Annotated in this window: 29 protein-coding genes and 1 pseudogene; 15 read left to right on the forward strand and 15 right to left on the reverse strand. The window is 44.1% G+C overall.

Features of this window, described 5'->3' with window-relative positions:
- The first annotated feature begins 282 nt into the window (after nucleotides 1-282).
- Together istA and istB are read left to right on the forward strand one after the other, a co-directional pair.
- Nucleotides 283-1,821 carry an IS21 family transposase gene (istA, locus tag AUO94_RS12615; protein WP_058384549.1) on the forward strand — a complete coding sequence of 513 codons (1,539 nt, stop codon included), beginning with the start codon at nucleotides 283-285 and terminating at the stop codon, nucleotides 1,819-1,821.
- Between the two features lie 2 nt (nucleotides 1,822-1,823).
- Nucleotides 1,824-2,567, forward strand: coding sequence for an IS21-like element helper ATPase IstB (gene istB / locus AUO94_RS12620; protein WP_156423946.1), 744 nt, complete (start codon nucleotides 1,824-1,826; stop codon nucleotides 2,565-2,567).
- Between the two features lie 800 nt (nucleotides 2,568-3,367).
- On the opposite strand, the gene AUO94_RS12625 is transcribed toward istB, so the two are convergent.
- From AUO94_RS12625 to AUO94_RS12640, 4 genes are all read right to left on the reverse strand, one after another.
- Nucleotides 3,368-3,766, reverse strand: coding sequence for a type II toxin-antitoxin system death-on-curing family toxin (locus tag AUO94_RS12625; RefSeq protein WP_058384550.1), 399 nt, complete (start codon nucleotides 3,764-3,766; stop codon nucleotides 3,368-3,370).
- Nucleotides 3,763-4,017, reverse strand: a complete 255-nt coding sequence (locus tag AUO94_RS12630) for an AbrB/MazE/SpoVT family DNA-binding domain-containing protein (protein WP_058384551.1) — start codon at nucleotides 4,015-4,017, stop codon at nucleotides 3,763-3,765. The genes AUO94_RS12625 and AUO94_RS12630 overlap by 4 nt, the downstream gene beginning before the upstream one ends.
- A 303-nt stretch (nucleotides 4,018-4,320) precedes the next feature.
- On the reverse strand, nucleotides 4,321-4,926 hold the full coding sequence (locus AUO94_RS12635) for a transposase (protein WP_058384552.1): 606 nt from the start codon (nucleotides 4,924-4,926) through the stop codon (nucleotides 4,321-4,323).
- Between the two features lie 3 nt (nucleotides 4,927-4,929).
- Nucleotides 4,930-6,468 (reverse strand): YifB family Mg chelatase-like AAA ATPase, encoded by a 1,539-nt coding sequence (locus AUO94_RS12640; protein ID WP_335339250.1) that lies wholly within the window; start codon nucleotides 6,466-6,468, stop codon nucleotides 4,930-4,932.
- An 81-nt stretch (nucleotides 6,469-6,549) separates the two neighbouring features.
- Here AUO94_RS12640 and AUO94_RS12645 point away from each other — a divergent pair, with 81 nt between their 5' ends.
- Nucleotides 6,550-7,134 (forward strand): AlbA family DNA-binding domain-containing protein, encoded by a 585-nt coding sequence (locus tag AUO94_RS12645; RefSeq protein WP_058384553.1) that lies wholly within the window; start codon nucleotides 6,550-6,552, stop codon nucleotides 7,132-7,134.
- 60 nt (nucleotides 7,135-7,194) lie between these two features.
- Here the strand turns inward: AUO94_RS12645 and AUO94_RS17825 are convergent.
- Nucleotides 7,195-7,392: pseudogene (locus tag AUO94_RS17825) on the reverse strand (hypothetical protein); the annotation flags it as partial.
- Between AUO94_RS17825 and AUO94_RS17445 the strand changes: the two are divergent.
- The 3 genes from AUO94_RS17445 (at nucleotide 7,321) to AUO94_RS12660 (ending at nucleotide 9,477) form a co-directional block, all read left to right on the forward strand.
- On the forward strand, nucleotides 7,321-7,527 hold the full coding sequence (locus AUO94_RS17445) for a hypothetical protein (protein WP_058384554.1): 207 nt from the start codon (nucleotides 7,321-7,323) through the stop codon (nucleotides 7,525-7,527). The pseudogene AUO94_RS17825 and the gene AUO94_RS17445 overlap by 72 nt on opposite strands.
- 113 nt (nucleotides 7,528-7,640) lie before the next feature.
- Nucleotides 7,641-8,144: a ParB N-terminal domain-containing protein gene (locus AUO94_RS12655; RefSeq protein WP_169793179.1), complete on the forward strand. Its 504-nt coding sequence runs from the start codon at nucleotides 7,641-7,643 to the stop codon at nucleotides 8,142-8,144.
- A 751-nt stretch (nucleotides 8,145-8,895) separates the two neighbouring features.
- Nucleotides 8,896-9,477: a competence protein ComK gene (locus AUO94_RS12660; protein WP_058384556.1), complete on the forward strand. Its 582-nt coding sequence runs from the start codon at nucleotides 8,896-8,898 to the stop codon at nucleotides 9,475-9,477.
- A gap of 370 nt (nucleotides 9,478-9,847) precedes the next feature.
- Here AUO94_RS12660 and AUO94_RS12665 read toward each other — a convergent pair whose 3' ends face one another.
- Nucleotides 9,848-10,069 (reverse strand): hypothetical protein, encoded by a 222-nt coding sequence (locus AUO94_RS12665; RefSeq protein WP_058384557.1) that lies wholly within the window; start codon nucleotides 10,067-10,069, stop codon nucleotides 9,848-9,850.
- Between the two features lie 148 nt (nucleotides 10,070-10,217).
- Nucleotides 10,218-11,321, reverse strand: a complete 1,104-nt coding sequence (locus AUO94_RS12670; protein ID WP_058384558.1) for a Fic family protein — start codon at nucleotides 11,319-11,321, stop codon at nucleotides 10,218-10,220.
- 192 nt (nucleotides 11,322-11,513) lie between these two features.
- On the opposite strand from AUO94_RS12670, the gene AUO94_RS12675 reads away from it, so the two are divergent.
- Nucleotides 11,514-11,732: a hypothetical protein gene (locus AUO94_RS12675; RefSeq protein ID WP_058384559.1), complete on the forward strand. Its 219-nt coding sequence runs from the start codon at nucleotides 11,514-11,516 to the stop codon at nucleotides 11,730-11,732.
- 10 nt (nucleotides 11,733-11,742) lie between these two features.
- Entirely contained in the window at nucleotides 11,743-11,970 is a 228-nt protein-coding gene (locus tag AUO94_RS17545; RefSeq protein ID WP_058384560.1) for a hypothetical protein, read from the forward strand.
- 233 nt (nucleotides 11,971-12,203) lie between these two features.
- On the opposite strand, the gene AUO94_RS17450 is transcribed toward AUO94_RS17545, so the two are convergent.
- Nucleotides 12,204-12,467 (reverse strand): hypothetical protein, encoded by a 264-nt coding sequence (locus AUO94_RS17450; protein WP_237150119.1) that lies wholly within the window; start codon nucleotides 12,465-12,467, stop codon nucleotides 12,204-12,206.
- Nucleotides 12,468-12,940: 473 nt separating this feature from the next.
- On the opposite strand from AUO94_RS17450, the gene AUO94_RS12690 reads away from it, so the two are divergent.
- Together AUO94_RS12690 and AUO94_RS12695 are read left to right on the forward strand one after the other, a co-directional pair.
- Complete coding sequence (locus AUO94_RS12690) at nucleotides 12,941-14,338, forward strand: alanine/glycine:cation symporter family protein (protein ID WP_058384561.1); 1,398 nt, start codon at nucleotides 12,941-12,943, stop codon at nucleotides 14,336-14,338.
- 300 nt (nucleotides 14,339-14,638) lie between these two features.
- Complete coding sequence (locus AUO94_RS12695) at nucleotides 14,639-14,914, forward strand: excalibur calcium-binding domain-containing protein (RefSeq protein WP_058384562.1); 276 nt, start codon at nucleotides 14,639-14,641, stop codon at nucleotides 14,912-14,914.
- A 60-nt stretch (nucleotides 14,915-14,974) separates the two neighbouring features.
- Here the strand turns inward: AUO94_RS12695 and AUO94_RS12700 are convergent, their stop codons facing one another.
- The 7 genes from AUO94_RS12700 to AUO94_RS12730 form a co-directional block, all read right to left on the reverse strand.
- Complete coding sequence (locus AUO94_RS12700; RefSeq protein ID WP_237150120.1) at nucleotides 14,975-15,964, reverse strand: ATP-grasp domain-containing protein; 990 nt, start codon at nucleotides 15,962-15,964, stop codon at nucleotides 14,975-14,977.
- A gap of 11 nt (nucleotides 15,965-15,975) precedes the next feature.
- Nucleotides 15,976-17,034 (reverse strand): LLM class flavin-dependent oxidoreductase, encoded by a 1,059-nt coding sequence (locus AUO94_RS12705; RefSeq protein ID WP_058384563.1) that lies wholly within the window; start codon nucleotides 17,032-17,034, stop codon nucleotides 15,976-15,978.
- A gap of 213 nt (nucleotides 17,035-17,247) precedes the next feature.
- A complete protein-coding gene (locus tag AUO94_RS12710) occupies nucleotides 17,248-18,006 on the reverse strand; it encodes an SDR family oxidoreductase (protein ID WP_058384564.1) in 759 nt (252 codons plus the stop codon).
- A gap of 183 nt (nucleotides 18,007-18,189) precedes the next feature.
- Nucleotides 18,190-19,563 (reverse strand): LA2681 family HEPN domain-containing protein, encoded by a 1,374-nt coding sequence (locus AUO94_RS12715; protein ID WP_058384565.1) that lies wholly within the window; start codon nucleotides 19,561-19,563, stop codon nucleotides 18,190-18,192.
- A gap of 785 nt (nucleotides 19,564-20,348) precedes the next feature.
- Nucleotides 20,349-21,320 carry a hypothetical protein gene (locus AUO94_RS12720; protein ID WP_058384566.1) on the reverse strand — a complete coding sequence of 324 codons (972 nt, stop codon included), beginning with the start codon at nucleotides 21,318-21,320 and terminating at the stop codon, nucleotides 20,349-20,351.
- Nucleotides 21,320-22,546 (reverse strand): glycosyltransferase family 2 protein, encoded by a 1,227-nt coding sequence (locus AUO94_RS12725; protein WP_058384567.1) that lies wholly within the window; start codon nucleotides 22,544-22,546, stop codon nucleotides 21,320-21,322. Before AUO94_RS12725 ends, AUO94_RS12720 begins: the two co-directional genes overlap by 1 nt.
- Nucleotides 22,546-23,304, reverse strand: a complete 759-nt coding sequence (locus AUO94_RS12730; protein ID WP_058384568.1) for a hypothetical protein — start codon at nucleotides 23,302-23,304, stop codon at nucleotides 22,546-22,548. Before AUO94_RS12730 ends, AUO94_RS12725 begins: the two co-directional genes overlap by 1 nt.
- Before the next feature lie 386 nt (nucleotides 23,305-23,690).
- On the opposite strand from AUO94_RS12730, the gene AUO94_RS12735 reads away from it, so the two are divergent.
- The 5 genes from AUO94_RS12735 to AUO94_RS12755 all read left to right on the forward strand — a co-directional run bounded on the left by AUO94_RS12735 (nucleotide 23,691) and on the right by AUO94_RS12755 (nucleotide 26,454).
- A complete protein-coding gene (locus tag AUO94_RS12735; protein ID WP_058384569.1) occupies nucleotides 23,691-24,338 on the forward strand; it encodes a nitroreductase family protein in 648 nt (215 codons plus the stop codon).
- A 99-nt stretch (nucleotides 24,339-24,437) separates the two neighbouring features.
- Nucleotides 24,438-24,866 carry a MarR family winged helix-turn-helix transcriptional regulator gene (locus tag AUO94_RS12740; RefSeq protein WP_058384570.1) on the forward strand — a complete coding sequence of 143 codons (429 nt, stop codon included), beginning with the start codon at nucleotides 24,438-24,440 and terminating at the stop codon, nucleotides 24,864-24,866.
- A 38-nt stretch (nucleotides 24,867-24,904) separates the two neighbouring features.
- Nucleotides 24,905-25,201 carry a putative quinol monooxygenase gene (locus AUO94_RS12745; protein WP_058384571.1) on the forward strand — a complete coding sequence of 99 codons (297 nt, stop codon included), beginning with the start codon at nucleotides 24,905-24,907 and terminating at the stop codon, nucleotides 25,199-25,201.
- A gap of 403 nt (nucleotides 25,202-25,604) precedes the next feature.
- On the forward strand, nucleotides 25,605-25,787 hold the full coding sequence (locus tag AUO94_RS17640) for a putative quinol monooxygenase (protein WP_237150121.1): 183 nt from the start codon (nucleotides 25,605-25,607) through the stop codon (nucleotides 25,785-25,787).
- 202 nt (nucleotides 25,788-25,989) lie between these two features.
- Complete coding sequence (locus AUO94_RS12755; RefSeq protein ID WP_058384572.1) at nucleotides 25,990-26,454, forward strand: VanZ family protein; 465 nt, start codon at nucleotides 25,990-25,992, stop codon at nucleotides 26,452-26,454.
- Nucleotides 26,455-26,649: the final 195 nt, after the last annotated feature.

Genomic DNA, 26,649 nt, shown 5'->3' on the forward strand with positions numbered 1-26,649 from the left:
AAAGAAAACGTTCCCTCTTATAAATAAAAACCAAATCTGGTGTGTCACCCTGAGTTGGAAACGATGCTTCGAACCTGTACACTAAAATAAAACAGAACCGACAGGAACGGAGTGGGAACATGGATAGTAAAACCTGTGTTTATAGCCCTAGAATAATACCACCTCTGCCATATTTCAGTACCACTTGAGACAAAAAATAATACCACCTGTGCCATACGAGTACCACTCCTATATAATTAGTTTGCGGAATATTCCGCAAATAAATTGTAGAGGAGTTTTTCTATGGTCAAATATCGTGAGATCCTTCGGCTCCATTCTCAGGGAATCTCTAAGAGAAGTATCGCATCAAGTTGTAGATGTTCACGCGTCACTATCAATGAAGTTCTTGAACGAACTGAGCAACATGGGCTTAGTTGGCCGTTGCCTGACGACCTGGATGATACACAGATCCAAAAGCTGATGTTTCCAGAGAAGTTCATATCTGAAGAAAGGAATTTACCAGATATGGACTATATCCATAAAGAGATGGCAAAGTCTGGCGTGACACTATCTCTGCTTTGGAGTGAGTATGTATACAAATGCCGCAGCGAAGGAACGATTCCGTACAGCTACCGCCAGTTCTGTCGAGCGTATAGTGGATTTGCGATGACTAACAAAGCGACGATGCGCATTCGCAGAAAGCCTGGGGAAATTTTAGAAGTGGATTGGGCGGGTGATACGATGCGGGTTGTCGATAGGGAAACAGGCGAATACCATAAGGTATCGCTATTTGTAGCATCGCTCTCCTGTAGTTCATACTCTTATGCGGAAGGGTTTTTTTCGATGGATTCTTTGAGCTGGGTGACGGCACATATTCATGCGTTCGAGTACATGGGAGGAGTCGCTAGGACACTTGTGCCAGATAATTTACGGACCGGAGTTGACAAGTCCTCTAGATATGACCCGGTCATTAACAAGACCTATCAAGAATTAGCCGAGCACTATCAGACCGTTGTCATCCCTGCACGTGTCAGCCACCCAAAAGACAAACCGAATGTGGAGAGAAACGTAGGAATTATCGCAACCTGGATTATCGCATCTCTAAGAAACGAGCGTTTCTTCTCGCTGGATGAGTTGAATCAAGCAGTAAGGGTAAAGCTCGATGAATTCAATGCAAGACCTTTTCAAAAAAGAAAAGGAAGCCGATTAGATGCTTTTCAAGAGGAAGAAAAGTTTTCACTGATTGGTCTGCCGGCTTCCCGATACGAGATGGCTTTGTGGAAGAAAGCCACTGTACAACTAGATTATCACATCTGTATCGATGAGATGTTCTATTCTGTCCCTTATGAATATATCAAACATAAAGTCGAAATACGTCTCACTCGAACGATGGTGGAGGTCCATTACAACAATTTCCGGATCGCCAGTCACAAAAGATTATTCGGTAAAGCTGGCCAAACCTCGACTGTGCATGAACATATGCCACCTAAACATCAGCAGTTCGTGACCTTCACACCGCAGCACTTTAAAGACTGGGGAGGGTCCGTCGGACCATTTACAGAGAAGGTCATCCAGACGGTATTGAAAGATTCCACAAACGAGAAACAGGCATTGAAACTCTGTCTGGGAATCTCAAAATTAGGCGATGTTTATAGCTTAAAGGAGCTTGAACAAGCTTGTGAAAAATCCTTGTCTGTCTCTCCACGGGTGAGTCTCAACAATCTGAAAACAATTTTAAAGACTGAGAGAGAGCTGCCTAGCAAAGTTGTAAAACCAAAAATTAAAAAACTATCAGAGCAGCACGGTTTTGTCCGTGGCGCTGATTATTTCAGGGGGAAATAAAATTGACAGTGGAATCTACTTTACAGAAACTCAATGAACTCAAGCTCTACTCGATGGAAAAGATGTATATGGATCAGATGAGCGATCCTGCTTTCAAAGACCTGTCTTTTGACGATCGTCTATCGTTGATGATCGACGGAGAGTGGCTAAGACGGCAGAATTCTCGACTCCATCGGCTGATGACAAATGCGCAGTTCAAAATGAGCCAGGCCTGCGTGGAAGATTTACTCTATTACGATGATAGAAAGCTTGATAAAGCATTTATCACAAAACTATCAACTTGTAACTTTGTGGGTGAAAACCAGAACGTCATCATTAAAGGCGCTTCTGGTAATGGGAAATCGTATCTTGCCTGCGCCCTAGGCGTCAGTGCATGTCGAAATAATTATAGCGTCCGATATGTACGACTTCCCGAACTATTGGATGAGTTGGCTGTAGCTAGGTTAAATGGTACCTTTCAGAAGACGATGAAAATCTACCGGAAAATCAAACTGTTGATCTTGGACGAATGGCTTCTCGTATCTTTAGATGAAATGCAAGCCCGCGACCTCTTAGAGATCGTCGAGAGCCGTCATATGACGAGTTCCACCATATTCTGTTCGCAATTCGATACCGCTGGCTGGTATGAACAGATCGGAGAGTCCACTCTAGCAGATGCGATCATCGATCGAATTATCCATAGTTCGCATAATATTTTAGTCGATGGCAAGATTTCGATGCGTGAACGATTAGGTCTCCATTCCTGACCAGTGAAAGGCCGCCAATCTGGCGGCCTTTCACTGGTCAGGAATGAACTGGTACTGCAATGGCAGAGGTGGTACTAAAATCTGTCCGAAGTGGTATTATTTTTTGTCCGAAGTGGTATTCTGTCATGTCTTTATACACCTGGGTGGATTATATCTCAGCGATGGTTAATTTGTATGGCATTGTACCCTTTGAGCAAGTGGCGAAGGTGATTTCAAGCCAAAACAAAGGTAAGCGTCCAATATCGAACACCTGGTTTCTTAGATAAGAAAATGCCCTTCCGACTTTTTGTCGGAAGGGCATTTTTCATTTTTTCTTTTGAATGTAACAGTCTTTCGGAAGTTCTTTCGACCAAGGCATCAGATGATCAATTTGCAGCTCTTAAGAAAAACGCGCCCCTGTGAGCGGAATAATTCAGTCTATACAAAGAAGTTGAATAGAGAAAATGCCATCTTCAATGAAATCAACAGATTTCGAAGATGGCATTCGTATATTTATTGAGGTTGATAAATAGTCATAATTGAACCGTGCACAGGGAACATTTGGGAACTGCTGGAAAAAAGAAAACGTTCCCTCTTAAAAACGCGCCCCTGTGACAGACGCAATTCAGTTTATTCACGACAATTGTATTCGAAAGAAGCTGTCTTCAGAAACCCCAACGGTTTTCAAAGGCAGCTTTCCTATTTTTATTGAGGATCGTAAATAGTTATAATTGAACCGGACACAGGGATCATCTGGGAACTGCTAGGAATTCAATGTGTGCACCGATTTTGTTCGGCCGATTGTCTAGCCATGGGATAACTTATGGGATGAAGGTATTCTGTTCTAATAGTGCAGCAATCTCATCCAGAGAATATCGATGGTTCACCACATCTACTATGAAATCTTCTTCTACTTGAGGAGACGAAAACCGCATGTGGTAGCCATTGTATCGAAAAAAAACGGCAGTGCACATAAGTGCGGTTCGTTTATTGGCATTATGAAACGCGTGATTTTGAGCGAGTGATTCCAGCAAAGCAGCCGCTTTCCCATAAATGGAAGGGGAAGCGTCTTCGCCAAACAACGATTGTTGCGGTCTTTTTAACGCTGAATCCAGTAAAGTATGATCTTTCACGCCTGTTTGTTCATCTGCGGAATGTTCCAATATGACTTTATGATTAATGAGAATCGCCATTTCAGCAGTAAGAAAAAAAGGACTCATCGATCAACGAGTCCTTTCAATGCTTTGTGATGAGCTTCCATCTCTTCTTCAAGCAAAGTGAAAAAATCGTTGGGGATGCCATCCGGCAACTCAATCATTTGAGGAACCTTTTTAATAATCACCTGATTGCCAACCAATTTGATCTGTACTTCATCACCTTTTTTTACGTTCAAAGCCTTTAATGTTTCATGCGGAAGCGTCAGACCCAGTGAGTTGCCGATTTGTGTGATACGTCTTTCTGTAACAGTCATTAGAAGTCCTTCTCACATTTTTAATCAATAGTTATAACTAATTCTATTTATTATAACGATAATAACGATTTTTCAGCTCTTTAACAAGCAATTACCCTCAAAATCGCGCCCTTGTGAGCGAAACAATTCAGTCTATACAAAGAAATTGGATAGAGAAACTGCCATCTTCAATGAAATCAATAGATTTCGAAGATGGCATTTGCATATTTAGTGAGGTGGATAAATAGTCATAACTGAGCCGTACACAGGGAGTAAATGGAGAATGTTTTCCAGTAAATCCGCCGGAAGAGCAACTGATCAACGCTACATCACCGGCGGCTCCATATCCTCCACATGCGGATCTTCTTCTGCGTTCTGCGCATAAGTCAGGCAGTACATACAATAGGCTGTATTGTTTTTCTCGAACGGCTCCGGCAGCAATCCCTTCAACAGCTCACGGTCTAAAAAAGCCGGAGCCGGAAGCGACTCGTCCCAATACAATGGAAACGAACTATATGGATACATCTCCAATCGCTCCACCATCGGCTTTTTGGTTTGAATCGGATTGCGGTGGATATAACTACTGACCGTGAGAAGGCCAAGACGCGAATCGACTTCTTTCGCAAAATAGCGCTTTTGGTAAATGCGTCCAATGTGGCGATAACGCTTGGCATAGGACATGGAATACCGGCGATTGACCAGACCCATGATTTTATAGAGAGGATCATGCTCGGCTTTGATCAAAATGTGATAATGATTCGTCATAAAACAATAAGCCAGAATCTTAAACGGGTAATCTACATAAATGTGCTGAAAGGCGCGTTTCAGTTCGAACATGTCTTCCTTCGTTTTAAAAATCGGTTGCCGGTTATTGCCGCGCATGATGACGTGGTAATAAGAATGAGGATTAAATTCTCGTTTTCGTGTCATGACTCACCTCATCAGCGAACTGTGGGTGCGCGAAGCACTGATTTTCCATTGCAGCGCTTCATCGACCGCTGTGTCTGTGACCTGATCATCGCCTGCGACATCCGAAATCGTCCGCGCCAGCCGCAAAATTTTTATCGTGGAGCGGCTGCTCAGCTTTTCCTGGAAACTGACCGTTTCGATTTTTGCCAGTTGGGCAGAGGTGAAATGGGTCTTTTCCTCAAACAGCTTAATCGGCACAATGGCATTCGTGTAATTGGCCCCGTAGCGGATTCGCTGCCGGTCGCGTGCAGCCGCTGTCAGCTCCCTCAGTTCTTCGGACGTAGTAGCGGTTGACTGCGCCAACACGCCTTGGTTTTTCATCTCCAGCACAAAATCCACCCGATCGATGATGGGGCCGGTGATTTTCTGCATGTACTTCAACCGTACTTTGTCCCCGCAGGTGCAATACTTTTCGTGAGAGCCGTAATAACCGCACGGACATGGATTTGTCGCGGCAATCAAGTTGATGGTTGCCGGAAACTGGTCGGAGCCTTCGACGCGGTTGACCACAGCGAAGCCCGATTCCAGAGGCTGACGCAACGTATCAATAACGCGCCGCGGAAAATGGCCCAGCTCATCCAGGAACAAGACGCCGCGATGCGCCAGTGATATTTCGCCCGGCTTTGGATAGCGCCCGCCGCCGATAATGGCACCTTCCGAAGAAGAATGGTGCGGACTGCGAAACGGTGGACGTTCGGACAGGGATCGCGCCTGCTTGGCCATCTGGTAGATACTGTAGACTTCCAGGATTTCGTCATGCGCCAAATCGGGCAGAATCGTATGGAAGGCATTCGCCAGCAGACTTTTGCCGCAGCCCGGCGGACCGCTCATCAGCACGTGGTGACCACCAGCTGCAGCAAGCAGCAATGCGCGTTTCGCTTCTTCGTGGCCGCGAATGGCGGAGAAACACACATGCGGGATCTTTTCGGTGTCTTCGTAGAGAATTTCGGGTTGCAAAAGGGTAAGGTCGTCGTCAAAAAGGGAAGTCTTTCCGGCTAAGTGGGAAAGCAGAGAGGGCATATCCGGCATACGGATCAATTCGACATCCGCAGCTTGCGCAAAAAGGGAAATTTCAATTGGTGGAATATAGATGCGTTTAAAGCCCAGCAAGATCGCCTGGTGGATGGTGGGAATCATGCTGTGGAACGTCGTCAGTTCACCGTTCAAGGTCAGCGCAGCAATAAAGCAGGTCTTGTCCGGTATCTCCAACGGTTTTTTCGCCATCGCCTGCAACACCGCGAGCAGCATCGCTGCGTCATAAGAAGTGCCTTGCTTTTTGACATCCGCAGGCGACAGGTGGATAGTGATTTTCTTCATATCGATGTCTTCTTTCAGCGCGTGAAGGCAATTCAGAATCCGATCCCGCGACTCCTTGATCGACACATCCGGCAAGCCGATGATGATGCATTGTTCTTTGTCTTCTCGCACGGTCGCCTCGACCCGGATCACTTGGCCCGAGAGCCCGCTCATGCCGACACTGTAGATATAGTTTGATATAAAAATCCCTCTTTTCTATTTAATTTGGTTGTTCCTTTTCATTGTAGGGGATGTGTCTAATATTGTCGAAATATTTCTTTAACTTGAATGAGTATAGATGGTGCTTCCGTATATCCATCAGATGGAGGAGAAATACTAATCGGAATTGAAGATGACGGTACAGTGGTTGGCTTGACAAACGCCCAAAAAGACGTGGAAACCGTCAGCAATATCTTGAGGGACAGCATAAAGCCGGATATTTTGGTGCATAGCTCCGCTGAAATCTTGGTCATTGATGGCAAGGAAGTAGTGAAAATTGAAATTACACGCGGGTCGAGAAGACCTTATCATCTTGGAAGTAAAGGGATGAAGCCTTCCAGTGTTTTTGTTCGGCACGGCACATCAGCCAGTGCGGCATCAGATGAAGCGATTCGTCAAATGATCATAGTGTCAGATGGTACTCAATATGAGAACATGCGATGCCTCAATCAATCCTTAACTTTTCATGAAACGACTCAATTGTTTAAAGCTGAAGGGCTGGCCTTTGGCGCAATACAGCAAAGATCACTGGGAATCATTAATTCTGATAATTATTATACAAACTTGGGACAGCTGTTGTCGGAGCAGTACGAACACTCCATTAAAGCCGCTCGCTATAAAGGGATGACCAAGTTGGATTTTCAGGATCGATAGGGCTTGGTGGATCGTTGGGATCTTACTGTGAAACGTCGTCAGTTCACCATTCAACGTCAATGCGGCGATAAAGCAAGTCTTCTCAGGGATGTCCAACGGCTTTTTCGTCATCGCTTGCAAAACGGCTAGTAGCATCGCCGCGTCGTACAAAGTCCCTTGCTTTTCACATCGGCAGGGGACAAGTGAATGGTGATCGATGTCTTTTTTGACTGCGTGAAGGCAATTCAGGATCCGCTCCCGCGACTCCTTGATCGACACATCGGGCAAGCCGATGATGATGTATTGTTCTTTTTCTTCTTGCACGGTCGCCTCGACCCAGATCACTTGGCCGGAGAGGCCGCTCATGCCGACACTGTAGATATAGTTACTTATAAGAATCCCTCTTTTTTTTGAAATAGTTGCATACCGGTTCAGTATAAGGGGAGATAGTTGTCTAAATAATCTGGAATTTAGAAAGGGGCTCCACAACAATCCATTCCTTTATCCAGAAAATATGCTATTCTGAAATGAACATAGAAGAAAATGAGGTGCGTTGCATGAAGAAACTAAAAGAGAATCCGGATTTTATTCCTTATATAGCAGTTGAAGGGGACGAGATGCTTGGTGGCTTTCCGTTCAACTGGCATGTCACTCGTGCCATTGAATGGATTCAAGCAAATCTGGATCAGGTTGAACGGTCTGTTGTACAGATTGGTCCACCGGGGACGGGAGCGGATTCGTCGAATCTGGACGAAGAGTTTTTGCCAACAGCGGACCTGACCCGGCCAATTATCATGGTCCGCATGCGTCCGGAATTTTTCCGGCTGATCGACGGCAACCACCGCGTCGCAAAAGCGAGACGTACGGGAATAAAGGAACTGCCGGCCTATTACTTAACGCAAGAACAACACCGCCAGTTTTTCACCTCCACGGATATGGACAAGCGCTACGTGGAGTATTGGAACGGCAAGCTGAAAGATTTTAAAAAAGACAAAGGCCGCTGGGGAGTTGTCGGAGAAGTTCGGGTGTGAGTGGGTGAACGCGGATGGAATGCAGCCTGATTGTAAGAGATGGTGTCCTAGGAAAGGAACAATTCTATACAATGCTGAATGGTGCGGTTCGTTCAGAGCATGAAATACAGTAGACACGAAATAAAAGAAAATGCCCTTCCGATTTTTGTCGGAAGGGCATTCTCTTTTTTTGATCAACGAAAGAGGATGGCGATTGTTGAGCGGAAAATCTGTAACGATTTAAGTAAAAATCTGAGTAGGAGTAACAAATAGTAAAATAGCACCAAAAACTTATTAAAATAATATTTAAAATAGTTAGACTTTTAAATAGGCATAAATGTATAATAAAGTAAATGAAAAACAGGAGTAAAGACATGTAGGTAGCAATGGAGTAGCAGCGACAATCAACGGATCTCCTATAATCAGTTGGGGAAGAGAAATTATCCGCGCGTAATGATGAACGGAGTTGTTACGAATGAACAGCCTCTCGTCTGTTAGCCAATAAACGAATAACGGCAAGAGAAAAACAGTGTCAAGTCACTCAGTGTCTGTAATTTATGCAGCAGGACTACAATAGGACAGCCATGTTTGGCTGCAACTCGAAGGAGGTGAGGAAGATGTGAGTGAGCAAATGACGGCAATAGAAAACCCCCGGGTGTGACAGTCTGGACAACGGTCACCCGAGGGAGAATAGCTGGAGTATACCAACTACTTGTTAGTATACTCCAAATAACTTTAAATTTTAAGGGTTAAATTAAAAGGGGGACTACGAGTGAGACAGAAAACAATTAAAAACAGTGAAATGAAACAGGAGTATGGCATCAGTTCCGAGACGATTGTCATCTTGCCAGACTTTGATGAAAATGGATTTTTGAACGCATTGATTTGCAAAAAAGACGAAATTACGAAGGCGGGCTTGAGTCCTTATGACCTGATTGATATGAATTTACGGTTTCGTGGTTCTAGCATGAGAGGGGCATTGGATGGCGCCAGGACCCTCCTGGATAAAAGGTATATGAACCCGGTGATCCTCGACAAAGAACGCGACATTATTTTGTTTCCGAGCAGGTCGCCGTTCCGGGAAGACTGTGTTTGGCTGTCGCTCCGGCACGTCAGGAGTTACAGGCGTTCAGGAACGAGTCATACCCTAGTCGAACTGAGCAACAACAGCACCATTCGTCTCGATGTCAGCTTCCACACGTTCAACAAGAGAATCCAGCGAGCCTACGAACTGCGCTACAAAATGCAGGCGCAGATGATCCGGTTTGAATCGCAAGTTGTGGAGTCGGGTGCTGGGTATCATTTGAAAAAGAGCAAAAAAGGATTGAATTATGTCGGGGTGGAAGAAACGTAAGCGATCAGAATACCTCTTTTTTAGCGAAGCCGTTCAGGCGAATGGCGACCTATGTCAAAGATAACGCAAGTGTTGGCTAACAACCTTATGCAAAAAAAGCCGTATCCGGAAATTCAGCGGAACGGTTTTTTTGTGTTTAGGTGAGTGCTTAAATAGGCTAGACATAGAGGGGAGGCTGATAAAGTGCTGGCTTAAAGACTGCTAAACTGTTTTGCTCGATTGAAAGTTTCATCACGAATGAGCAGCGGGAGAACCTGCAGAGTGAATCAAGGAAAGTATCATGAAATTATGACAAAATAAGTGAAAAGGTAATCAGTTAGGCAAAAAGAAAAGATGAGTCTGGATGTGTAAAATGGAAACGAATAAATAATTATATTGTTCCGTTTTGTTTTCCATATTCCTTTTCAAACATCAGAAGGATTTTTGTCTCATCTTTAGAGCGAGGGCGTTGTCTACCCGTCTTTAAATCAGAAACAATTTCTCCTGTTCTCTCTTCTACCGTTTTCAGGAAATCATCTGGCAGAGTCGACTTAGAATTTCGACGCTCCTTCATAGCAATACGTGCAATTTCCAGTTTGCGTTTAGACTCCATTGTCGATCACCTCTTTTCCGCATACTAGCAAATTTTGTGGCAATCCATATAATCATAGCTCACAGGGACCATTTGAGAAATTTGGAGGATAAAAAGAGAACAAGGCCCCAATTTCTCAATATGGGAAGGAGAGTCTTTACGTTGCCAGTTACTCTTTCATGATCGCGATTAAGTCATAGAGATAATAACGTCGATTCCGTTGACGATCGTTTCCGAATACCAAATTTTGCTGAACTAGCTGCTTTAGGCTTTGGCGTATCGTGACAGGTGCAAGGCCTGTCAGCACCTCCAATTGTTTAACGTCCGCAATCGGTGAATGGAACATGGCGCGCCAAACTTTTTGTGTAGAGGGTTGCGTTAACCTCGCTAATCCGGACTGGTAAAGTTCTTCTGCCTGATTTAGTTTATCATACTGGTGGCCGGCCATTTTGATGGTGGCATCTAGGAAAAAACTGATCCAGGACTTCCAATCGGGAACCGGTTTGTCGATGCCACGGACACCGTTTAATAACGCGTAGTACTTGAATTTTTCTCGTTCCAACTCTTCGCTCAAGAAAAAATAAGGCGTTTCAATCAGTTTGCTCTGCAATAAATAAAGAACGATTAAGATTCGACCCAATCGGCCATTCCCGTCCAAAAAAGGATGAATCGATTCAAATTGGGCGTGTATGATGGCTGATTTAATTAGTGAATGCAGCTCGTCCGACGGTTCTTCTGCATAGGGATTGCCATTGATGAACCGTTCCAGATTCGTCATATACTGATCCATCAATTGCGGTTCTGGAGGGATATAGGCCGCATCTTTCAACTGGTTAGTGGGACCGATGAAATTTTGGACACGCCGGTAGTTGCCAGAGGCACCCGAAGAACCTCTTGCGTTTTTCATGAGGACTTCATGAATCTGCCGGATTAATCGTTCGGATAAGGGATAGCCAGCTTGCACCGCTTCGATTCCAATGGCCAATGCTTCCTGATAGTTTCTCACTTCAGTCTTTTCCCAGTCGTCCTGGTGATCCAATTGATCCTCCAACATATCGTGGAATGTCACTTGCGTCCCTTCAATTCTTGTCGATTGCACAGACTCCATCAATGTAATCAATTCCAAAAAGGATTGATTGACTACGGAATAACGCAATTTCTCCTTTAACTTCTCCAACTTGGCCGAGGCTGTCACGACTTTCTTATAGAAAAACAATTCAGTTTCACTATCAAACTCAATAGGGAGGAAGGGCAAAGAATACGGTTGCTTCAAATGATCACCTCTAACATAATTAATATTCATATTTTTATTTTAACACATTTTATATCAGTGTAGCGATATTTTTTGTTCGTTTTATAACGTAAGTATGTGTGTTAACTCAGATTCTATCAGTGAAAAAATCACGCCAGAACATCACCCATGTCGAGGAAATGGAATCAGCGGGATAACCAGTAGTTCACAGCGTTGGAAGCGATTTTCCCTCCTTATTTAATTAGTGATTTGTCTTTTGAGAGTTATGCCTATATAGAAAACCGTGATGTATGGGTGGCGTTTGTGAAGCGCGAACTGAAAAACAATCATCAGACTGGCGTAACAAGAGTGCTTGAAGCATGGCTGCACCCGCTATGGATCCTGGCGGAAGTGCTTCGTGAAAAGGATGGGGTGCTAGAAGTTAAAGACTAGAAGAGCGGGATTGTTTAGACGATTAAATCTCAGGGCAAACAGTAAAGAAGGGGATTGGCTGTTCGGCATCGCTTTTTATAATTCGGATGCAGCGGACAACCGTTTGGAGATCACGAAAGGCTTGCTGTTTATCCTTCAACACCGTAAAGATGTAATGGAAGCGGTTTATGCTAAACTGAGCGATTTCGATAACGACTCGCTCGGGCTTTATTGTTCTTTTGAAAAATTGCATGAGTAAGATTAAGTAGACAAGAAAACGCGTCCTTTTGAGCGGAACAATTCCGTCTAGACAAAGAAATGGGATAGAGAAAATGCCACCTTCAGTGAAATCAATCGATTTCGAAGGTGGCATTGTTTAGTTAGAAATCCTGTTAACGACATTCGGAGAATCGCTGATCACCGGAAGTATTCATATGTCGTTGGATTACATAGACAAATATGCGGTTCCTAACTAGAGACGAGCATGCATTGTTAGTTTGTTTTTTTATCAAGTCGTCGCCGGAGTGTTAGCGCTGAAATCGCAAGGACAACGAAAGCCATTGCTGAACCGGCCGTAAGAATCTTCCATACAGTGTCGGATGAAGGGTAGAATAACTGAGCAACCGATAGGATGAGGACAGCACCCGTTACGCCCATTCCTAAAATTGCCGACGCCAAAATTTTGTTCATGTTCTTACAACCTTTCGCTAAAGTAAAAAAAGCTACTCCTGTCATCATACCAGCGCTATGTGCCATTGCAATCACGGACTGCCAGATATCTAAGACTAGGGAGGAGGGTAAAAGGGAATTGTTGACTTGCGGAAACTCCTTTTACCAAGACGGGCGATTCTAAAAATAGAGGTGAAGAGGATCGGTCTGCCTGAGCAGCACCGGCCACTTTTTACTTCTATAAGATAGGCAAGAACGCTATGTGGCGCATGGGAATGACAACTTTACGAAAGCCAAAGGTCGGTGGGCGTTTTGGAAAAGTGGAAGGTTAACGCACGGAGTGGGAAATTGTATGTCTAAAGCGGGGTGATCGGGTAGCTGTAAAGAACTAATCATAATTTTTATATTAAATTATTTTAATATTTTGATAATTGGAGTGATGCAAAGTGTCTCTATATAAATTTCTCCTATTTTGTTGGAAAATTTCCTGATTTAAGTTTATTCCTATTTTGATTAGGGAAAAAATCTATATCTTGAAATAGTATTGAGGGGGAAATTCGTTGGAGCATTTTTTGCAGGGGGTTGCTGATTTTTCAGCTTGGTTATGGGGAGTTCCACTCATCACCGTGTTGCTCATATCAGGTCTTTACATGACAGTGAAACTTGGCTTTTTTCAATTTCGTTATTTTGGTTACATCGTTGGGCAAACTTTTGGCAGTGTCTTTAAAAAACCAAAAGGAGAAGGAACGGTTACGCCTTTTCAGGCATTAACATCGGCTCTTTCTTCAACAATTGGAGCGGCTAACATTGTCGGGGTGCCGGCCGCGATTATGTTTGGTGGACCGGGTGCTGTTTTTTGGATGTGGGTCATTGCGCTGATCGGGATGGCGCTGAAGTTTTCGGAAAGCGTACTTGCTGTTGAGTACCGTGAGAAAAACAGCGTGGGCGAATTTGTCGGCGGGCCGATGTATTACATGACCAAAGGATTGAATATGAAATGGTTGGGGATTTGGTTTTCATTCGCGTTGATGATTGAATTGATCCCGAGCATCATGGTGCAAGGAAACTCCATCGCGACGACAGTCGAAGCGACATTCGCTATTCCAGCGTTGTGGACGGGCATTGCGACAGCGATCCTGGTGTCGATTGTGGTCTTTGGCGGCATTAAGCGTATTGGAAAAGTGACGGAAATTTTTGTGCCGTTTATGGCCTTGGTTTATGTCGGAGGGGCTTTGGTCATTTTGCTGATGAATGTCAGTGCTCTTCCGGAATTCTTTATGCTGATTTTCAGCAATGCCTTTTCGCCTGCGCCGGTGATGGGTGGCTTTGCTGGTGCAGCGATTGTGGAAGTGATTCGCTGGGGATTTGCCCGCGGCCTGTATTCAAACGAGGCGGGACTCGGTACGGCACCTATCGCTCACGCAGCGGCGATGACCGATCATCCTGTGCGTCAAGGATTCTGGGCGGTCATTGGGGTAGTCGTCGATACGCTAATTGTGTGTACGGCAACGGCTTTTGTGGTGCTGTCCTCAGGTGTCTGGACAGAAGAAGGCGCAATGGAGAACTCCTCGGCGCTAACGAGTCTTGCTTTTGAATCGTATTTCGGCCAATTTGGTGCCGTTCTTGTTACGATTTGTTTGATTTTCTTTGTGTTGTCAACGATTTTGGTCGTTGTGTTTTACGGGGCTAAGCAGGCGGAGTTCTTGTTCGGTTTGAAGGCTTCTTACGGCATGCAGGTCGTTTACATTTTGGCGGTTGTGTTAGGAGCGGTTGGTGCAGCAGAAGTGATTTGGGGCTTCCTAGACATTATGCTCGCAGCCATTCTGATTCCGAACGTTTTCGCTATTTTGCTGTTGAGTAAGAAGGTAAAGGCGCTGACGGTCGAGTTTTTCACAGCGGATCCGTATTACAAAAAAGACCAACGAGAGAAAAAAGAGAAGAAAGCAGCAGGCGTGTAAATCTGTGTTTTGGCGAGTAAGTTTGCGGAATTAGGTAATGTAAGTTGTGAAAGCTCTATTGCTGAGGACTTCGTGTTCTTGGGAATGGGGCTTTTTTGTAGAAAAGAAAAAAGACGACGAGTTCCACATGATTTTATTAAATAGCTCTACATAAAAATTATTTATTTGAGGCTATAGTCTTAGGCTTAACTAACTGGTACACTAAGTGAGTTAACAATATTTGGATGACTTTTTTTGTCGCGAGTAAAGACGGCGGCGGAAAATTTCAGCGCAAATAATTGCGAAGAGGAGGAAACAATAATGAAGAAAATCGGTTTTGCAATCATGTCATTGATGGTGGTTATTAGTTTTACACTCAGCGCAGCTCCTACGCCAGTAGACGCTGCAGGCGTAAAAGCGAAGACCTATGCCAACTGCACCGAAATCAACAAAAAGTATAAAGGCGGCATTGCTCGTTCTTCCAAAGTGAAAAACAAAGGCGGCGTAACGAAACACAAGCCGTTTGTTTCCCAAGCGTTGTATGACGCCAACAAAAAGAGTGATCGTGATAAAGATTTGATTGCTTGCGAGAAGTAAGCGTTTGGTATGACTTGTGTGGAAGATGCATTGCATGAAAAAACCGGTGCCAGGAATCACTCAGATTCCTGACACCGGTTTTTTTGTGGGAATTGTTTGGAAGTTGTGTGGGTGCCTGGCACCCACACAACTGCCGAGTAGTTGCGCGAGCTCCAGCATGCCGTATTTACCTGCAACCGCTTCAGCGTCCGCATTGTAATTGGTGTTGGTATTGACGTCGTACGTGAAAATATCTCCATCGCTATTGCGGATAAATTCAATGCCAGCGACCGCAATCTCGTTGAGGCGTAGGAAGTTCTCGTATTTTTCGATGATTGGATCATTGAATCCTTCCACAATTTGAAACTTCGGTTGTTCTTCTCCTTCTTCACCAGCAGGGCACAACAGATCGTCCATGCGGCATGCATCTGCTGGGCACAATTCGAATCCTTCTGACGTATCCACTTGTACTGCGTAAACAAATTTTCCGCCCACAAATTCACAGCGCGTGATAAACGGTTCGGGAGCTTGGATGTATTCCTGGATCAGCGTGATGCCGTCAATGGATGGCTCAAATTCGTCGCTGTCTAAGTATTGCTTTAGTGCATCGATTGAGTGGAACAAGCGAACGCCGAGCCCTTTGCCAGCGCGGTTATGTTTGGTGATGAACGCCGAAACACCTAACTTCTCGGCAGCCTCGATGATTTGTTGCTGACCGTTCGCAGCAATTGTTTTTGGTGTTTTTATACCGGCAGCATTCAATGCCATGGACTGATTCACTTTGCTGACTTCGAGACGCAACGCGCGCGTGCCGTTAAAGACCGTTCTGCCATGGTGCTCGAGCCAAGCAAGTAAGGAATCGGCCATTTCCGGCGCAAAACGGTGACCTCTCGTGTGAGAAGAGGCACTCATGCGACTGTAAAAGACGCCTTCAGGAGGGGTGTCGTTCAAATCCACGAGCCCTTCATTGATAAACCAGTCTTCATACGGCAATTCCAATTCGTCTAGCCGCTTAAATAAATGCGTCGTCCATTCTTCATTTTCGTGTATGACGTAAATCTTTTCAGTCATCAGTATCCTCCTTAGTTGGTAAGTTCTTTAAGAGCTTGTCGTTTTTCTTCAACGAGTGGCATGACTTGTTTTGAAAAGCGCTCCATTTCTTCCAGTTGTGGTGAAAATTGCAGCAGCAGTAAATCCAGTCCCACTTGTTCATAAGCGAAAATCCGCTCAGCGATTTGTTCCGGTGTACCGATCAAGTTCGGACGAAGACCCCGGTTGGAGACCGAATAATCTTCCAGTTTTACTTGTTGTTCCAGCTGTGATTTGCTGACGAAATCGTCATAACCGACATAGCCGCTCGAATCTTTCATGTCGACAATGCGGGCATATTCCGTTGCCACTTCTTCTTCCGTATCGCGGCACACAACGTAAGCGGCCATACCAAATGACTGGAGCGGTGCTTTCCCAGCCAGGTGTCGCAAGTGTTTCATGTCTTTGATCTTCGCTGCGATTTCCTCTACCGTACCGCCGTGCATCACATAAGCGTCGCATGCGTCAACAATCGATTTCTTGCCGCGTGGGCTTTCGCCTCCAGCATAGAGAATAGGATTCGGACGTTGTACAGGCTTTGGTGCGAGACGTGCATTTTGGACATCGTAGTATTTTCCTGTAAATGAAAACTCTTCTTCAGTCCACATGCCTTTGACGATTTGCAAAAACTCATCTGTCCGGTCGTAACGTTCATCATGCTCAGTAAATTGCCCGCCGTATTGCCGAGCTTCCTCTGCCCACCAAGTCGATACGACATTTAACGTGAAGCGGCCATTGGAGATTTGGTCAATATTCGCTGCCATTTTCGCAGTGACCGCGGGGTTATGAAAAGCAGGACGGATGGCTGTCATGATTTCGATTTTCTCGGTCACAGCAGCAAGTCCTGCCGCGGTCGACCAGGCTTCTAACGAATCAGCGGCCATTCCTTTTATATCATTCAAATTCAGTTCAGCGATCAACGTGATGTCATAGCCCCATTTTTCCGCTGACTGCACCACTTGTTTGGCATAGTCGAACGTAGTCGGCATGTTTTCATCTTCTACATTGCGCAGCCATCCCCCGAAAATCGGTAGCCAAAATCCATATTTCATCTATCAACCATTCCTTTCAGTAGGAGACCCCACTCTCACAACATTCACTCAATTAGTGAGTGAAACTAGTATACATTAAAACATTCTATTCTTACCAGTAAACTTGGTTTTAAATTGTTTGGAAGTTGTTTGGGTGCCTGGCACCCAAACAACTCAAAAAAACTCCCTCCCGAGAATCTACTTCTCAGGAGGGAGTTTGATCTTTGTGAAAACTTAATAAGCACTCCAACCAGCATCTGCGGCTAGTACAACTCCGTTAATGGTTTTGGATTCATCGCTCGCTAGGAAAAGGGCAATGTTGGCGATGTCTTCGGGTGATGCAGCAGGGCCCATCAAGTCTACGGCGCGTGTTGCTTGTTTAAAGCCAAACATGTCGTAGCCTTCTATTGATTGCGTTAGCCCTGTTTCGACTTGTGCAGGGGCAATGGCATTACAGCGAATCCCTTGTGGCCCGTACATGGAAGCAATGTTTTTGGTCATCCCGGCAACTGCGTGTTTCGCTGCTGTGTACGTTAAGCCACCGCGTCCACCTGTGAGAGCGGTAATCGACGCAAGGTTGATGATCACCCCACTGCCTTGTTCAGTAAAGAATGGCAAAATCTTGCGTGATCCGCGCATCACACCACCCACGTTGATGTCCATGACGCGGTTCCAAATGGCGTCTTCTACGTTGTGAGCGGCTTGAATATTATCCAAGACACCTGCACAGTTGACTAAAATGTCGACACGCCCAAAATGAGCTACGGTATCATCGACCATTTTTTGAATGTCTTCCTCAGATGCAACGTTCACTTTGACGCCAAACGCATCAAACCCTTGTGCCGTAAATTCTTCGACTGTACCGGTTAACGCCTCTTCGTTAAAATCTGCGATTGAAATTTTCGCGCCTTCTTTTGCATATGCTGTGGCAATGGCTTTGCCAATCCCATTTGCGCCACCTGTGATGATGGCTACTTTGTTTGCTAAACGCATAGAAACAACCTCCTCAAATTTATGTATCTAGTAGACTATACTTCGCCAAGTTAAGGGCTGTCAAAGAGAGCAAGGGGAATTGTGTGGGTGCCTGGCACCCGCACAACTTTCATTGTTTACACGGAAAGTTTAACCCAAAAAGCGTCTCGGGAGATCAACTAAATCTCCCGAGACGCTTTTTGATTATTTTTTCTCGATTCCAAGTGCAAAGCCGAGGTACATCAATGCATTGCGCGCTTTAAACGCCGTCGTCATCGACAGGCGTTCGAGTTCAGCTTGCGTCATTTGATGTTTACGCAATTCGCCCGTTTGTGCGACTTCTTCTTTTTTAGTAATAACGTCAACAAAGCTACGTTCCATTTGGTCGCGTAACAACAGGGCACGAACGGTCGCAATGTTTTGAACCTTGGATTGCTCGTAGCCAAATAGTTCCTTGCTGTGCCAGAATAACGCTTTTAGTGCACCGTTTTTAGTGTCCCGAATAAACGGCTTAAGCGGATTTTTTGGATCTTCATCTTCAAACCACATGCGTTGCATGCCCGCACGCGAATTTTTCATGTCGAGCTCGTAGTACGAACTGATAAACTGCGCCATTTTTGAAAACAGTGAAAAAGCCTGACGGTAGACGGTTTTTAATTGTTCGTTGCGTTCTGAACTTGGCTCTTGCTCGAGTGCTTCGAATAGATTCCAGCGCAGCACGGTAAATTCCGAAACCATGGAGTCCATAAATGTTTCAAGGAACAGTCCACGTTCTTTGTCATCGGCTTTTTTATGACGGTAGTTTAAGGTATCGACTTTCATCGTGCCTTTCGGATCGATTTCATTGTTATCATTCAGCAGCAACCGGTGTTCTGCACACCAATCACGGTACTCCCGCTCACGGCCGTCAAAAAAGTTCGGCTTGTAATTGCCGGTTAAGTCAATCGGTCCGATGTCCTCTAGCATTTTGACAGCCAGTTTCAATCGGTCTGCGTACAACGCACGGCCGTTAACATTGGTGATTTTCTCCAGGCCGTCACGCAGCAAGTCGCGCGACAGGTGAAGCGCCTCGGCTTTTTGTTCTTTGCCCCGTAGAAAAGTGGAATAAAACAACAACCCCCAGCCGCGCTCCGCATCTTGACGTTCGTAAGACGCATCATTCTCTGCCTCAGTCATTTGTTCGAGCACATGGAGCCCGTCAAGTGAGCGGCCGATGTAAATCAAGGCTTCTGCGTAATTCAAGCAGATTTGATTCCATATCGTGGGGGGGACTTTGCCACGGAACTGGGCATAGACACTTTCAAATAAAAACAACTGACGCTGTTTCATCGGGCTGTTCCAGTCTTTTTGCAGCTGGTGTTGAACACCGAGCTGACTTGTTTCCAGCAAAATGGCAAGCGGATAAGCAGCTTGTCCATCTAAACGTTTTTTCAAATGATCGATGACGTTTTGCAGTTTTTCCGGTTCGTTACGTGATTTTTGAAATTCCTGCAGCAAGTGTTGAGCCGCTTGGTACACTTCTTTCAATTCAAACTGCCCGTAATCATCTGACTGGGCAATCTCATGTAATGTCGACATAGAAATTCCTCCTTGGATCGGTGCTTCTGTTCTTATTGTATCGAAGAGCGGGCGCCTGGTCACCCATTTGTCCGAATTTTTGGGGATTGAGTTTGACGAAGTCGCATTAGTGGAGCTTCAGCACGGTTGTGGGGAAATCTGCGCGGTCGGATGGGGCTTACGCACGCTCACAGAGAAATACGCACGCTCAAAAAGAAATACGCACGCTCACAGAGAAATACGCACGCTCAGGAAGAAATACGTACACTCACAGAGAAATACGCACGCTCAAGAAGAAGTACGTACACTCACAGAGAAATACGCACGCTCACAGAGAAATACGCACGCTCAAGAAGAAATACGTACACTCACAGAGAAATACGCACGCTCACGGAAAAATACGCACGCTCAAAAAGAAATACGCACACTCAAAAAGAAATACGTACACTCACAGAGAAATACGCACGCTCACAGAGAAATACGCACGCTCACAGAAAAATACGCACGCTCAAAAAGAAATACGCACGCTCACGAAGAAATACGCACGCTCACAGAAAAATACGCACGCTCAAAAAGAAATACGCACGCTCACAGAAAAATACGCACGCTCACAGAAAAATACGCACGCTCAAAAAGAAATACGCACGCTCACAGAAAAATACGCACGCTCAAAAAGAAATACGCACGCTCACGGAAAAATACGCACGCTCAAGAAGAAGTACGTACACTCACAGAGAAATACGCACGCTCACAGAGAAATACGCACGCTCAAGAAGAAATACGCACGTTCACCAAAAAAGCCTGCGTCAGAAAGAATCTGTCGCAGGCTTACTGTTTTCAAGCAAGAGCTGATAATGCATATAATCGAAAAAATGAGCTTCATTTAATAGATCATCTGTTCCGAGTGCTGTTGCACGTTGGAAGACTTCGCGGGCTAGTTGTTCTTCGCCGGCAACGGTCAAATAAGCGTGCAAGTAGTAATACACAGCGAGCGATTCGTAATCGACGGTCGGCTGTTGTGTTTTTCGGTCATAGCGGCCGTAAAGTCGTTGATCGCTAGTCCATTCTTTTTTCACCCAGCTTAGAAATGTGGGGGAGGCTTCTCCCAGTTTCTGCCGATTTATCGCAATTAACAATTGATCGATAAGATGGACTTCGTTGCTTTTTTTATACGATTGCTGTTTCGTATCGTAATACTCTGGAAAAAAGATTTCAGTGGACTCGGTGTTTTTCAGTAACGCGAGCGACGTGTCTGAAATCCATTGATTCTCAGAAACATAACTTAAGGTCAGGCGCTGCGCGGGTAACGCAAGTGTCCAGTCGTAAAAATCTACGGTTGAGCCATCTTGCTGCTGAACACTTGCAATGGATTCGCCCAATGTTGTTGCGGTTTCTGCGTATTCCTCACGGCCAAACAAAGTTGCCGCTTGTTGCAATGCTTCGATAATGCGCACGTCATCAATCAATGCATTGGTAGTTGCTTGTTCATTTAAACGCCAAAAAACGAAAGAAGTACCGTTTTTACCGGTAACAAAATGCGCTTTTAACAATTCGTATTGCTCGTGAAACGTTTTTTCGTCTTTGATTAAAACCAAATATTCCATATATAAGCCAATGCTTTCTGACAAATATTCGGATTTTGGATCGTCAGGATAGGCATAGATCAAGCCGTCTTCATTTGTGTAGCTTTTTTCAACGTGCTGTTGAACAGAGTCCACACTTCCACACCCACCTATCAGTAATAAAAGAATCAACAGAAAGCCAAGCTTGGTTTTCATTAGCCAATCCCCTTAAAGCGTTTTGTTTTGTCCCAGGCAATGGTTTTGCCTCGCAAGCGGCTCCATAAGTAAGTTGAAAAGCTGCGAACGAGTAGGATAATGAATAATTGAGCGTAGGTAAAGTACATAATGAAAATATACAGGACATTTTTCAATGACACGTTGCGATCGACGACCAATGCGCTCAATAATTGACTGGTGTACACAATGTAACTCATAAACCACAAAATCAATAAAGGCGCGTCCATGTTGGGGAGTTGGTAGCCCGCGACACTCATAACGAAAAATACATCTGAAAATAATAAAACCACGACAAATACCAAGTAGGTTAAAACGTGTTGAAGACTGAGGAAAAACGTTTTCCCTTTCCAATGCGACAAGTCTTGCAGTGACTTTTCCAACAAGTAAATATTGCCGGTTAGCCAGCGTGTTCGTTGCTTGATGAAGGTTTTCATTTGTTCCGGTTCTTGTTCCCACGTTCTGGATGTAGGTACTACCGGCAGTAAATAGCCTTTTGCGGTCAAGCGTACGGTTAACTCGGCGTCTTCAGCAAGAGCGAAAACGTCGTAGCCGCCGAGTTCTTCGAGTACCGATCTGCGGAGCAACATATTGGTACCGGCAAGTGAACCAAGTTTGAACAGTTTCCAACGTCCCGACTGCATCAACAATTGAAACACTTGGAACTCGAGCGCAATCATACGCGTTAAGGTGTTGGTTTCTGCGTTTTTTGTTTTCACATACCCAACAGCACTGGCAGCATCTTTTGTTGTTTCTGCTGCACGAACCAATTTGTCTAAGGCATCAAATTCCGGTTCATTGTCCGCGTCGTAAACCACAAAATATTCCGAGTTTGAAATACTGAGTCCGTAATTTAATACGCGTGACTTTCCAGAAGGCGAGCCGGGTGGCACTGGGATATAGTGAATGCGTGAAAATACCGAAGCGAATTCCATAGCGATTGCCGCTGTGTCGTCTTTGGAGTTGTCATCGAGTACGTAAATATCGAGTTGTCCTTTGTATTCGAGTCGCGCCATGGCACGCAATGTATGTTCAATCACAATGCCTTCGTTATGGGCTGGAATGAGTAAAGCCACACTTGGATAAACGTCTAACTCGTCGCTATCTTTAAAGGTCAAACGAAACCAAATGCCCGCGATGGTGACGAGTGAATAGAAGATGAGCAATATCCAGAAAAAAGCCATGATGATCATGATGATGGAACCCATTATAGACGTCCCACCAAACTAGCCAGTTGGCCCGCATTTTCAACGACTGTTTTCATAAATGAAAACGGAGGGTCAATAAAATTCAAATCGTTTTGTGTTTTATCTTTGAAACGCTCAATCATTTGTTGTGCGCCTTCAGCATGCGTATTTTTGAGTAGCACGTAAATAACCCCATTGCTGCTAGTGATCAAATCAAATTTTTGGCGAATTGTTTGCAGCGCCAAGCGTTCGATGTCTTCCTGCAAATTGGCTTTGGTTCGTTTGTTTGAAAAGTGAATGTCGATTTTCACAAGCCACACTTCTTCTTTATTGCGCTCAGTTGATGTCAACAGCCACTGGGCTTGTTCATTAAATTCAGTAAGCGTTAATAACTTGGTCACGCCGGTATATTTCTGCAACAATTGCACTTGTCGCTGAAGTTCTACGTTTTCGTAACCTGTTTTTTTAATCGAATTCATCAAAATCCAATACAGCAACAGAAAGCTCGTTAACAGTAAATGATCGTACATATACAACAATTGCACTTCTTGTGATTTCAAGTTCACAAAAGAATAGGTAGTTAAAAATCCACCATATACGAGTGATACAGCAATGGCGTACAAAAAGACGAAACGTTCATGAATAACGGTCATGATGACAAGCGACAGACCCGCGATCAGGAGGACTGCGTAATAAAAAGGCAGAGCGAAATAAGCAATCGCCCAACCGTTAATCAAAACACCTAAAATCAAAGTAGCCATAATTACATTTTTTTTCATTTTTTCATCCCTTTTTGTCTAATGATTTCAAAAACCTGTGAAATAAATCTTAATGTGGTTACATAATACCATCGTATCTTTTTTTTCCCATTTATTTAGTCTTGACGCTACTAACCACTTGTATCCTCTCCTTGTGGTGAAAAAAGTAGGGCAGCGAGTATAACTAATATAAATCGGGTAAAAAAGGTGGATTTTTGTGAAATGGTGCCTGGCACCCACACAATACCCAAACAACTCCCTCAAAAAATACCCGCATCCAAGCCAGGCAGTTCAAAGTAGTTGCAAATCTCTTTCTTTCGTATTATATTAAATGAGGAGTCAAACGTTGAGGTATCAATCATTGATGCATCACACAATAATACACACGAAAAAGGAGCACGTCTAACATGCAAACTACGCAAACGTATCAAAAAACAAATGATTTTAATGACATTTTAACGAATCGTCGTTCGATTAAACAATACGACCCATCGGTGAAAATCAGCCGTGAAGAAATGAGCCAAATCATTGAACAGGCATCAACAGCACCGTCATCTATTAATATGCAGCCTTGGCGTTTTGTGGTCATTGACAGCGAAGAAGGAAAAGCGAAAATCGCACCACTGGCTTCATTTAACTTGGATAAAGTGATGAGCTCATCTGCTGTAATCGCTGTTTTTGCAGACCGCAAAAATATTGAATACGCGGAAGACATTTATGGCAAAGCGGTTGAACTGGGTTATATGCCTGAAGAAGTTAAACAAGCACAACTGGATTATTTCAAACCGGCTTACGAAAACGCACCTGACGATCAAATGAAAGACATTATCATGCTTGATGCAGGTCTTGTGTCAATGCAATTGATGTTAGTGGCACGTGCTCACGGATATGGTACGAACCCAATTGGTGGCTATGACAAAGAAAACATCGCAGAAGTTTTGGATATGGATAAAGATCGCTATGTTCCGGTGATGTTGATAACAATCGGGAAAGCATTAAATGAAGGATTTCCATCGTACCGTTTGCCTGTTGACACAACTACACAATGGAAATAAGTTGAAAACCGATTGATTTTAGCTTATGTTTGAGAATAGGTCAATGAATAGTGGACACTGCTATAAATTGATCTTGGAAATTACGTAGGAGGTCAATTTATGCCATGTTCGTTTTCAAAACAAGAGCAAGTTTTACAGTTAGTTAAAGGCCTCAACAATCAAATCAGTCCTAAATTTGAACGCTGTACAGGCATTAGTGCATCGCGCTATGAATTGCTTTATCAGCTTTATAAAACAGCAGAAATCAACCAGTCCACATTGCAAAAAGCCGTGAACATCGACGGTGCTGCCATTACGCGTCATTTAAAACAGCTTGAAGCAGACGGCATGGTAACAAGACGTAGAAATCCTGCGGACAATCGCGTGATCTTTGTCAGTTTGACTCAACAAGGCCGCGAGCAAATTGTCGGCTACCGAAAAGAAAATGTCGGCTTTGTCACGCAAATGCTGAACGACTTCACAACGGAAGAAGTCGACACACTGTCAGACATGCTGACGCGCATGCAACACAACATTATCGACTACTGATTTTTTTCAGTAACTACACTCAAAAAGGATGGATCCCATTGATTATTATTCACGCGAACTTACAAGTAAGAGCAGACCAAGAACAAGCATTTCTAGAAGCCAGCAAAGCACTGGTTCAAGCTTCAAGAACAGAAGAAGGCAACATTAGCTACGAATTAAAAAAATCAACTGAACAAGACCAGCACTACACAATGGTTGAAGTTTGGAAAGATCTACAAGCAACTGAAGTTCATAACAAGAGTGAACATTTCACAGCCTTTACGCAACAAGCACCAAGCTTCATGGCTGCACCAATGGACCTACACGTATTCAGCGGCGAGGCTGTAAAAGCGTAAGAATTTTGAAAGTGAATAAGCAATTTCAGAAAAAGAGCAGCCTCGGCTGCTCTTTTTGTTTTGGTAAGAACACGGCAGTGGCTCATATGAGTAAAAAGATTTACAGTAGATTAAATATTCAGTTTATTCAGGGCCGAAATAGCATCAAACAATAAAACGGACTAACAATCGTGTAGTCTTTAGTCGTTCAAATCGAGGGAAAATCCTAGTGGCTGCTCAAAGACTTCAAGCTACTTGAAAAAAGTTAATCTTGCTTCAAAATTGAGTGAAAGGATGGATACTCATGATTATTAATTATGTCCATTTGCACCTACAGCCAGGCCAAGAACACGTATTTCTAAAAGCGAGCAAACTACTTATTCAAGCATTAAGAGCTGAAGCTGGCTACGTAAGCTAAGATTTATTGAAATCTACTGAGCAAGATTTTCGTTATCACGTAGTCGAAATTTGGAGAGATGCACAAACTTTTGAAACGCATATTGCTACCGAGCATTTGGCGACTTTCCTTCAACAAGCACCCAGATTCCTTGCTGCACCAATGGACATGCATGCTTTCGACAACCTTTACATCTACAATAAAACTTAGTTCCCTTTCTTTAAACGACTGCACGCGATGGGTGGACATCTCAAAAAAGTGGCTCTGTCCACTTTTTTACTTATCCACAAACTTGCACTAGTTATTTAAAATCAACCGACATATAATAAGCTTAGAGAATCTGCTGGAATTTTTATGTCATATATAGTGAACCGCTAGTCTACACAAAAAGGGGTTCGAAGGGAAGAATGTTTTGAAAACTAAGTACATACCGGTTGTCCTGTGGGGCTTCTGCATCCTGTTAGCTACCAATAACTACAACTTCCAAGCCTTGTTGTTCGCACAAGAAATAGATTTTCATATTCGCTTGCTTCCCGATTTCTCGGATTTGTTCATCACGAGCGACATCCAGTTAGACAGTAAAACGTATGTGTTCCAAAAAATAGGCCATGCGTTGTCTTTCGGTATTCTTTTTCTTTTGCTAGCCAAAACAATTGGAAGCAATGCGAAAGCCATCGTGTTCTGTAGCTTGTTCGCTTATTTCACAGAATTCCTGCAGTTGTTTTTCTTGCGAAGCGGAAGAATCTCCGACGTTTTGATCGACATCGGCGGTATTTATTTGGCTTATCGGTTGAGTGGTTATGTCGAATCACAAGGAGGGCTATCTGCTGTTTTCGGAAAAATAGCAGATAGTTTTATAGATGACAAGTCACGCTAAAACGAGATATCTCTTAAAAAAAGAGAATCATTGAAACCTATCCGCTGTGTCGCTTCTTAAAATCTTCCACATGTTAAGCCTGATTCAATAAATCGAAAAAAGCTCCTTCACAAGGGCTTTTTTTCTTTAGCTATGGAGAAACGAACAAACCCTCGTTACTCGAGTTTATTCAATTGCCAAACAATGGTTGAAAAC

Source organism: Planococcus kocurii, assembly GCF_001465835.2.
GTDB lineage: Bacteria > Bacillota > Bacilli > Bacillales_A > Planococcaceae > Planococcus > Planococcus kocurii.

What these genes read in the sequence shown, in the direction of transcription:
- istA (WP_058384549.1), top strand. Translation starts at nt 283, where the DNA reads ATGGTCAAATATCGTGAGATCCTTCGGCTCCATTCTCAGGGAATCTCT.
- AUO94_RS12625 (WP_058384550.1), bottom strand. Translation starts at nt 3,766, where the DNA reads ATGAGTCCTTTTTTTCTTACTGCTGAAATGGCGATTCTCATTAATCAT.
- AUO94_RS12630 (WP_058384551.1), bottom strand. Translation starts at nt 4,017, where the DNA reads ATGACTGTTACAGAAAGACGTATCACACAAATCGGCAACTCACTGGGT.
- AUO94_RS12635 (WP_058384552.1), bottom strand. Translation starts at nt 4,926, where the DNA reads ATGACACGAAAACGAGAATTTAATCCTCATTCTTATTACCACGTCATC.
- AUO94_RS12645 (WP_058384553.1), top strand. Translation starts at nt 6,550, where the DNA reads ATGAGTATAGATGGTGCTTCCGTATATCCATCAGATGGAGGAGAAATA.
- AUO94_RS17445 (WP_058384554.1), top strand. Translation starts at nt 7,321, where the DNA reads ATGGTGATCGATGTCTTTTTTGACTGCGTGAAGGCAATTCAGGATCCG.
- AUO94_RS12655 (WP_169793179.1), top strand. Translation starts at nt 7,641, where the DNA reads ATGAACATAGAAGAAAATGAGGTGCGTTGCATGAAGAAACTAAAAGAG.
- AUO94_RS12665 (WP_058384557.1), bottom strand. Translation starts at nt 10,069, where the DNA reads ATGGAGTCTAAACGCAAACTGGAAATTGCACGTATTGCTATGAAGGAG.
- AUO94_RS17450 (WP_237150119.1), bottom strand. Translation starts at nt 12,467, where the DNA reads ATGGCACATAGCGCTGGTATGATGACAGGAGTAGCTTTTTTTACTTTA.
- AUO94_RS12695 (WP_058384562.1), top strand. Translation starts at nt 14,639, where the DNA reads ATGAAGAAAATCGGTTTTGCAATCATGTCATTGATGGTGGTTATTAGT.
- AUO94_RS12700 (WP_237150120.1), bottom strand. Translation starts at nt 15,964, where the DNA reads ATGACTGAAAAGATTTACGTCATACACGAAAATGAAGAATGGACGACG.
- AUO94_RS12705 (WP_058384563.1), bottom strand. Translation starts at nt 17,034, where the DNA reads ATGAAATATGGATTTTGGCTACCGATTTTCGGGGGATGGCTGCGCAAT.
- AUO94_RS12710 (WP_058384564.1), bottom strand. Translation starts at nt 18,006, where the DNA reads ATGCGTTTAGCAAACAAAGTAGCCATCATCACAGGTGGCGCAAATGGG.
- AUO94_RS12715 (WP_058384565.1), bottom strand. Translation starts at nt 19,563, where the DNA reads ATGTCGACATTACATGAGATTGCCCAGTCAGATGATTACGGGCAGTTT.
- AUO94_RS12720 (WP_058384566.1), bottom strand. Translation starts at nt 21,320, where the DNA reads ATGAAAACCAAGCTTGGCTTTCTGTTGATTCTTTTATTACTGATAGGT.
- AUO94_RS12725 (WP_058384567.1), bottom strand. Translation starts at nt 22,546, where the DNA reads ATGGGTTCCATCATCATGATCATCATGGCTTTTTTCTGGATATTGCTC.
- AUO94_RS12730 (WP_058384568.1), bottom strand. Translation starts at nt 23,304, where the DNA reads ATGAAAAAAAATGTAATTATGGCTACTTTGATTTTAGGTGTTTTGATT.
- AUO94_RS12735 (WP_058384569.1), top strand. Translation starts at nt 23,691, where the DNA reads ATGCAAACTACGCAAACGTATCAAAAAACAAATGATTTTAATGACATT.
- AUO94_RS12740 (WP_058384570.1), top strand. Translation starts at nt 24,438, where the DNA reads ATGCCATGTTCGTTTTCAAAACAAGAGCAAGTTTTACAGTTAGTTAAA.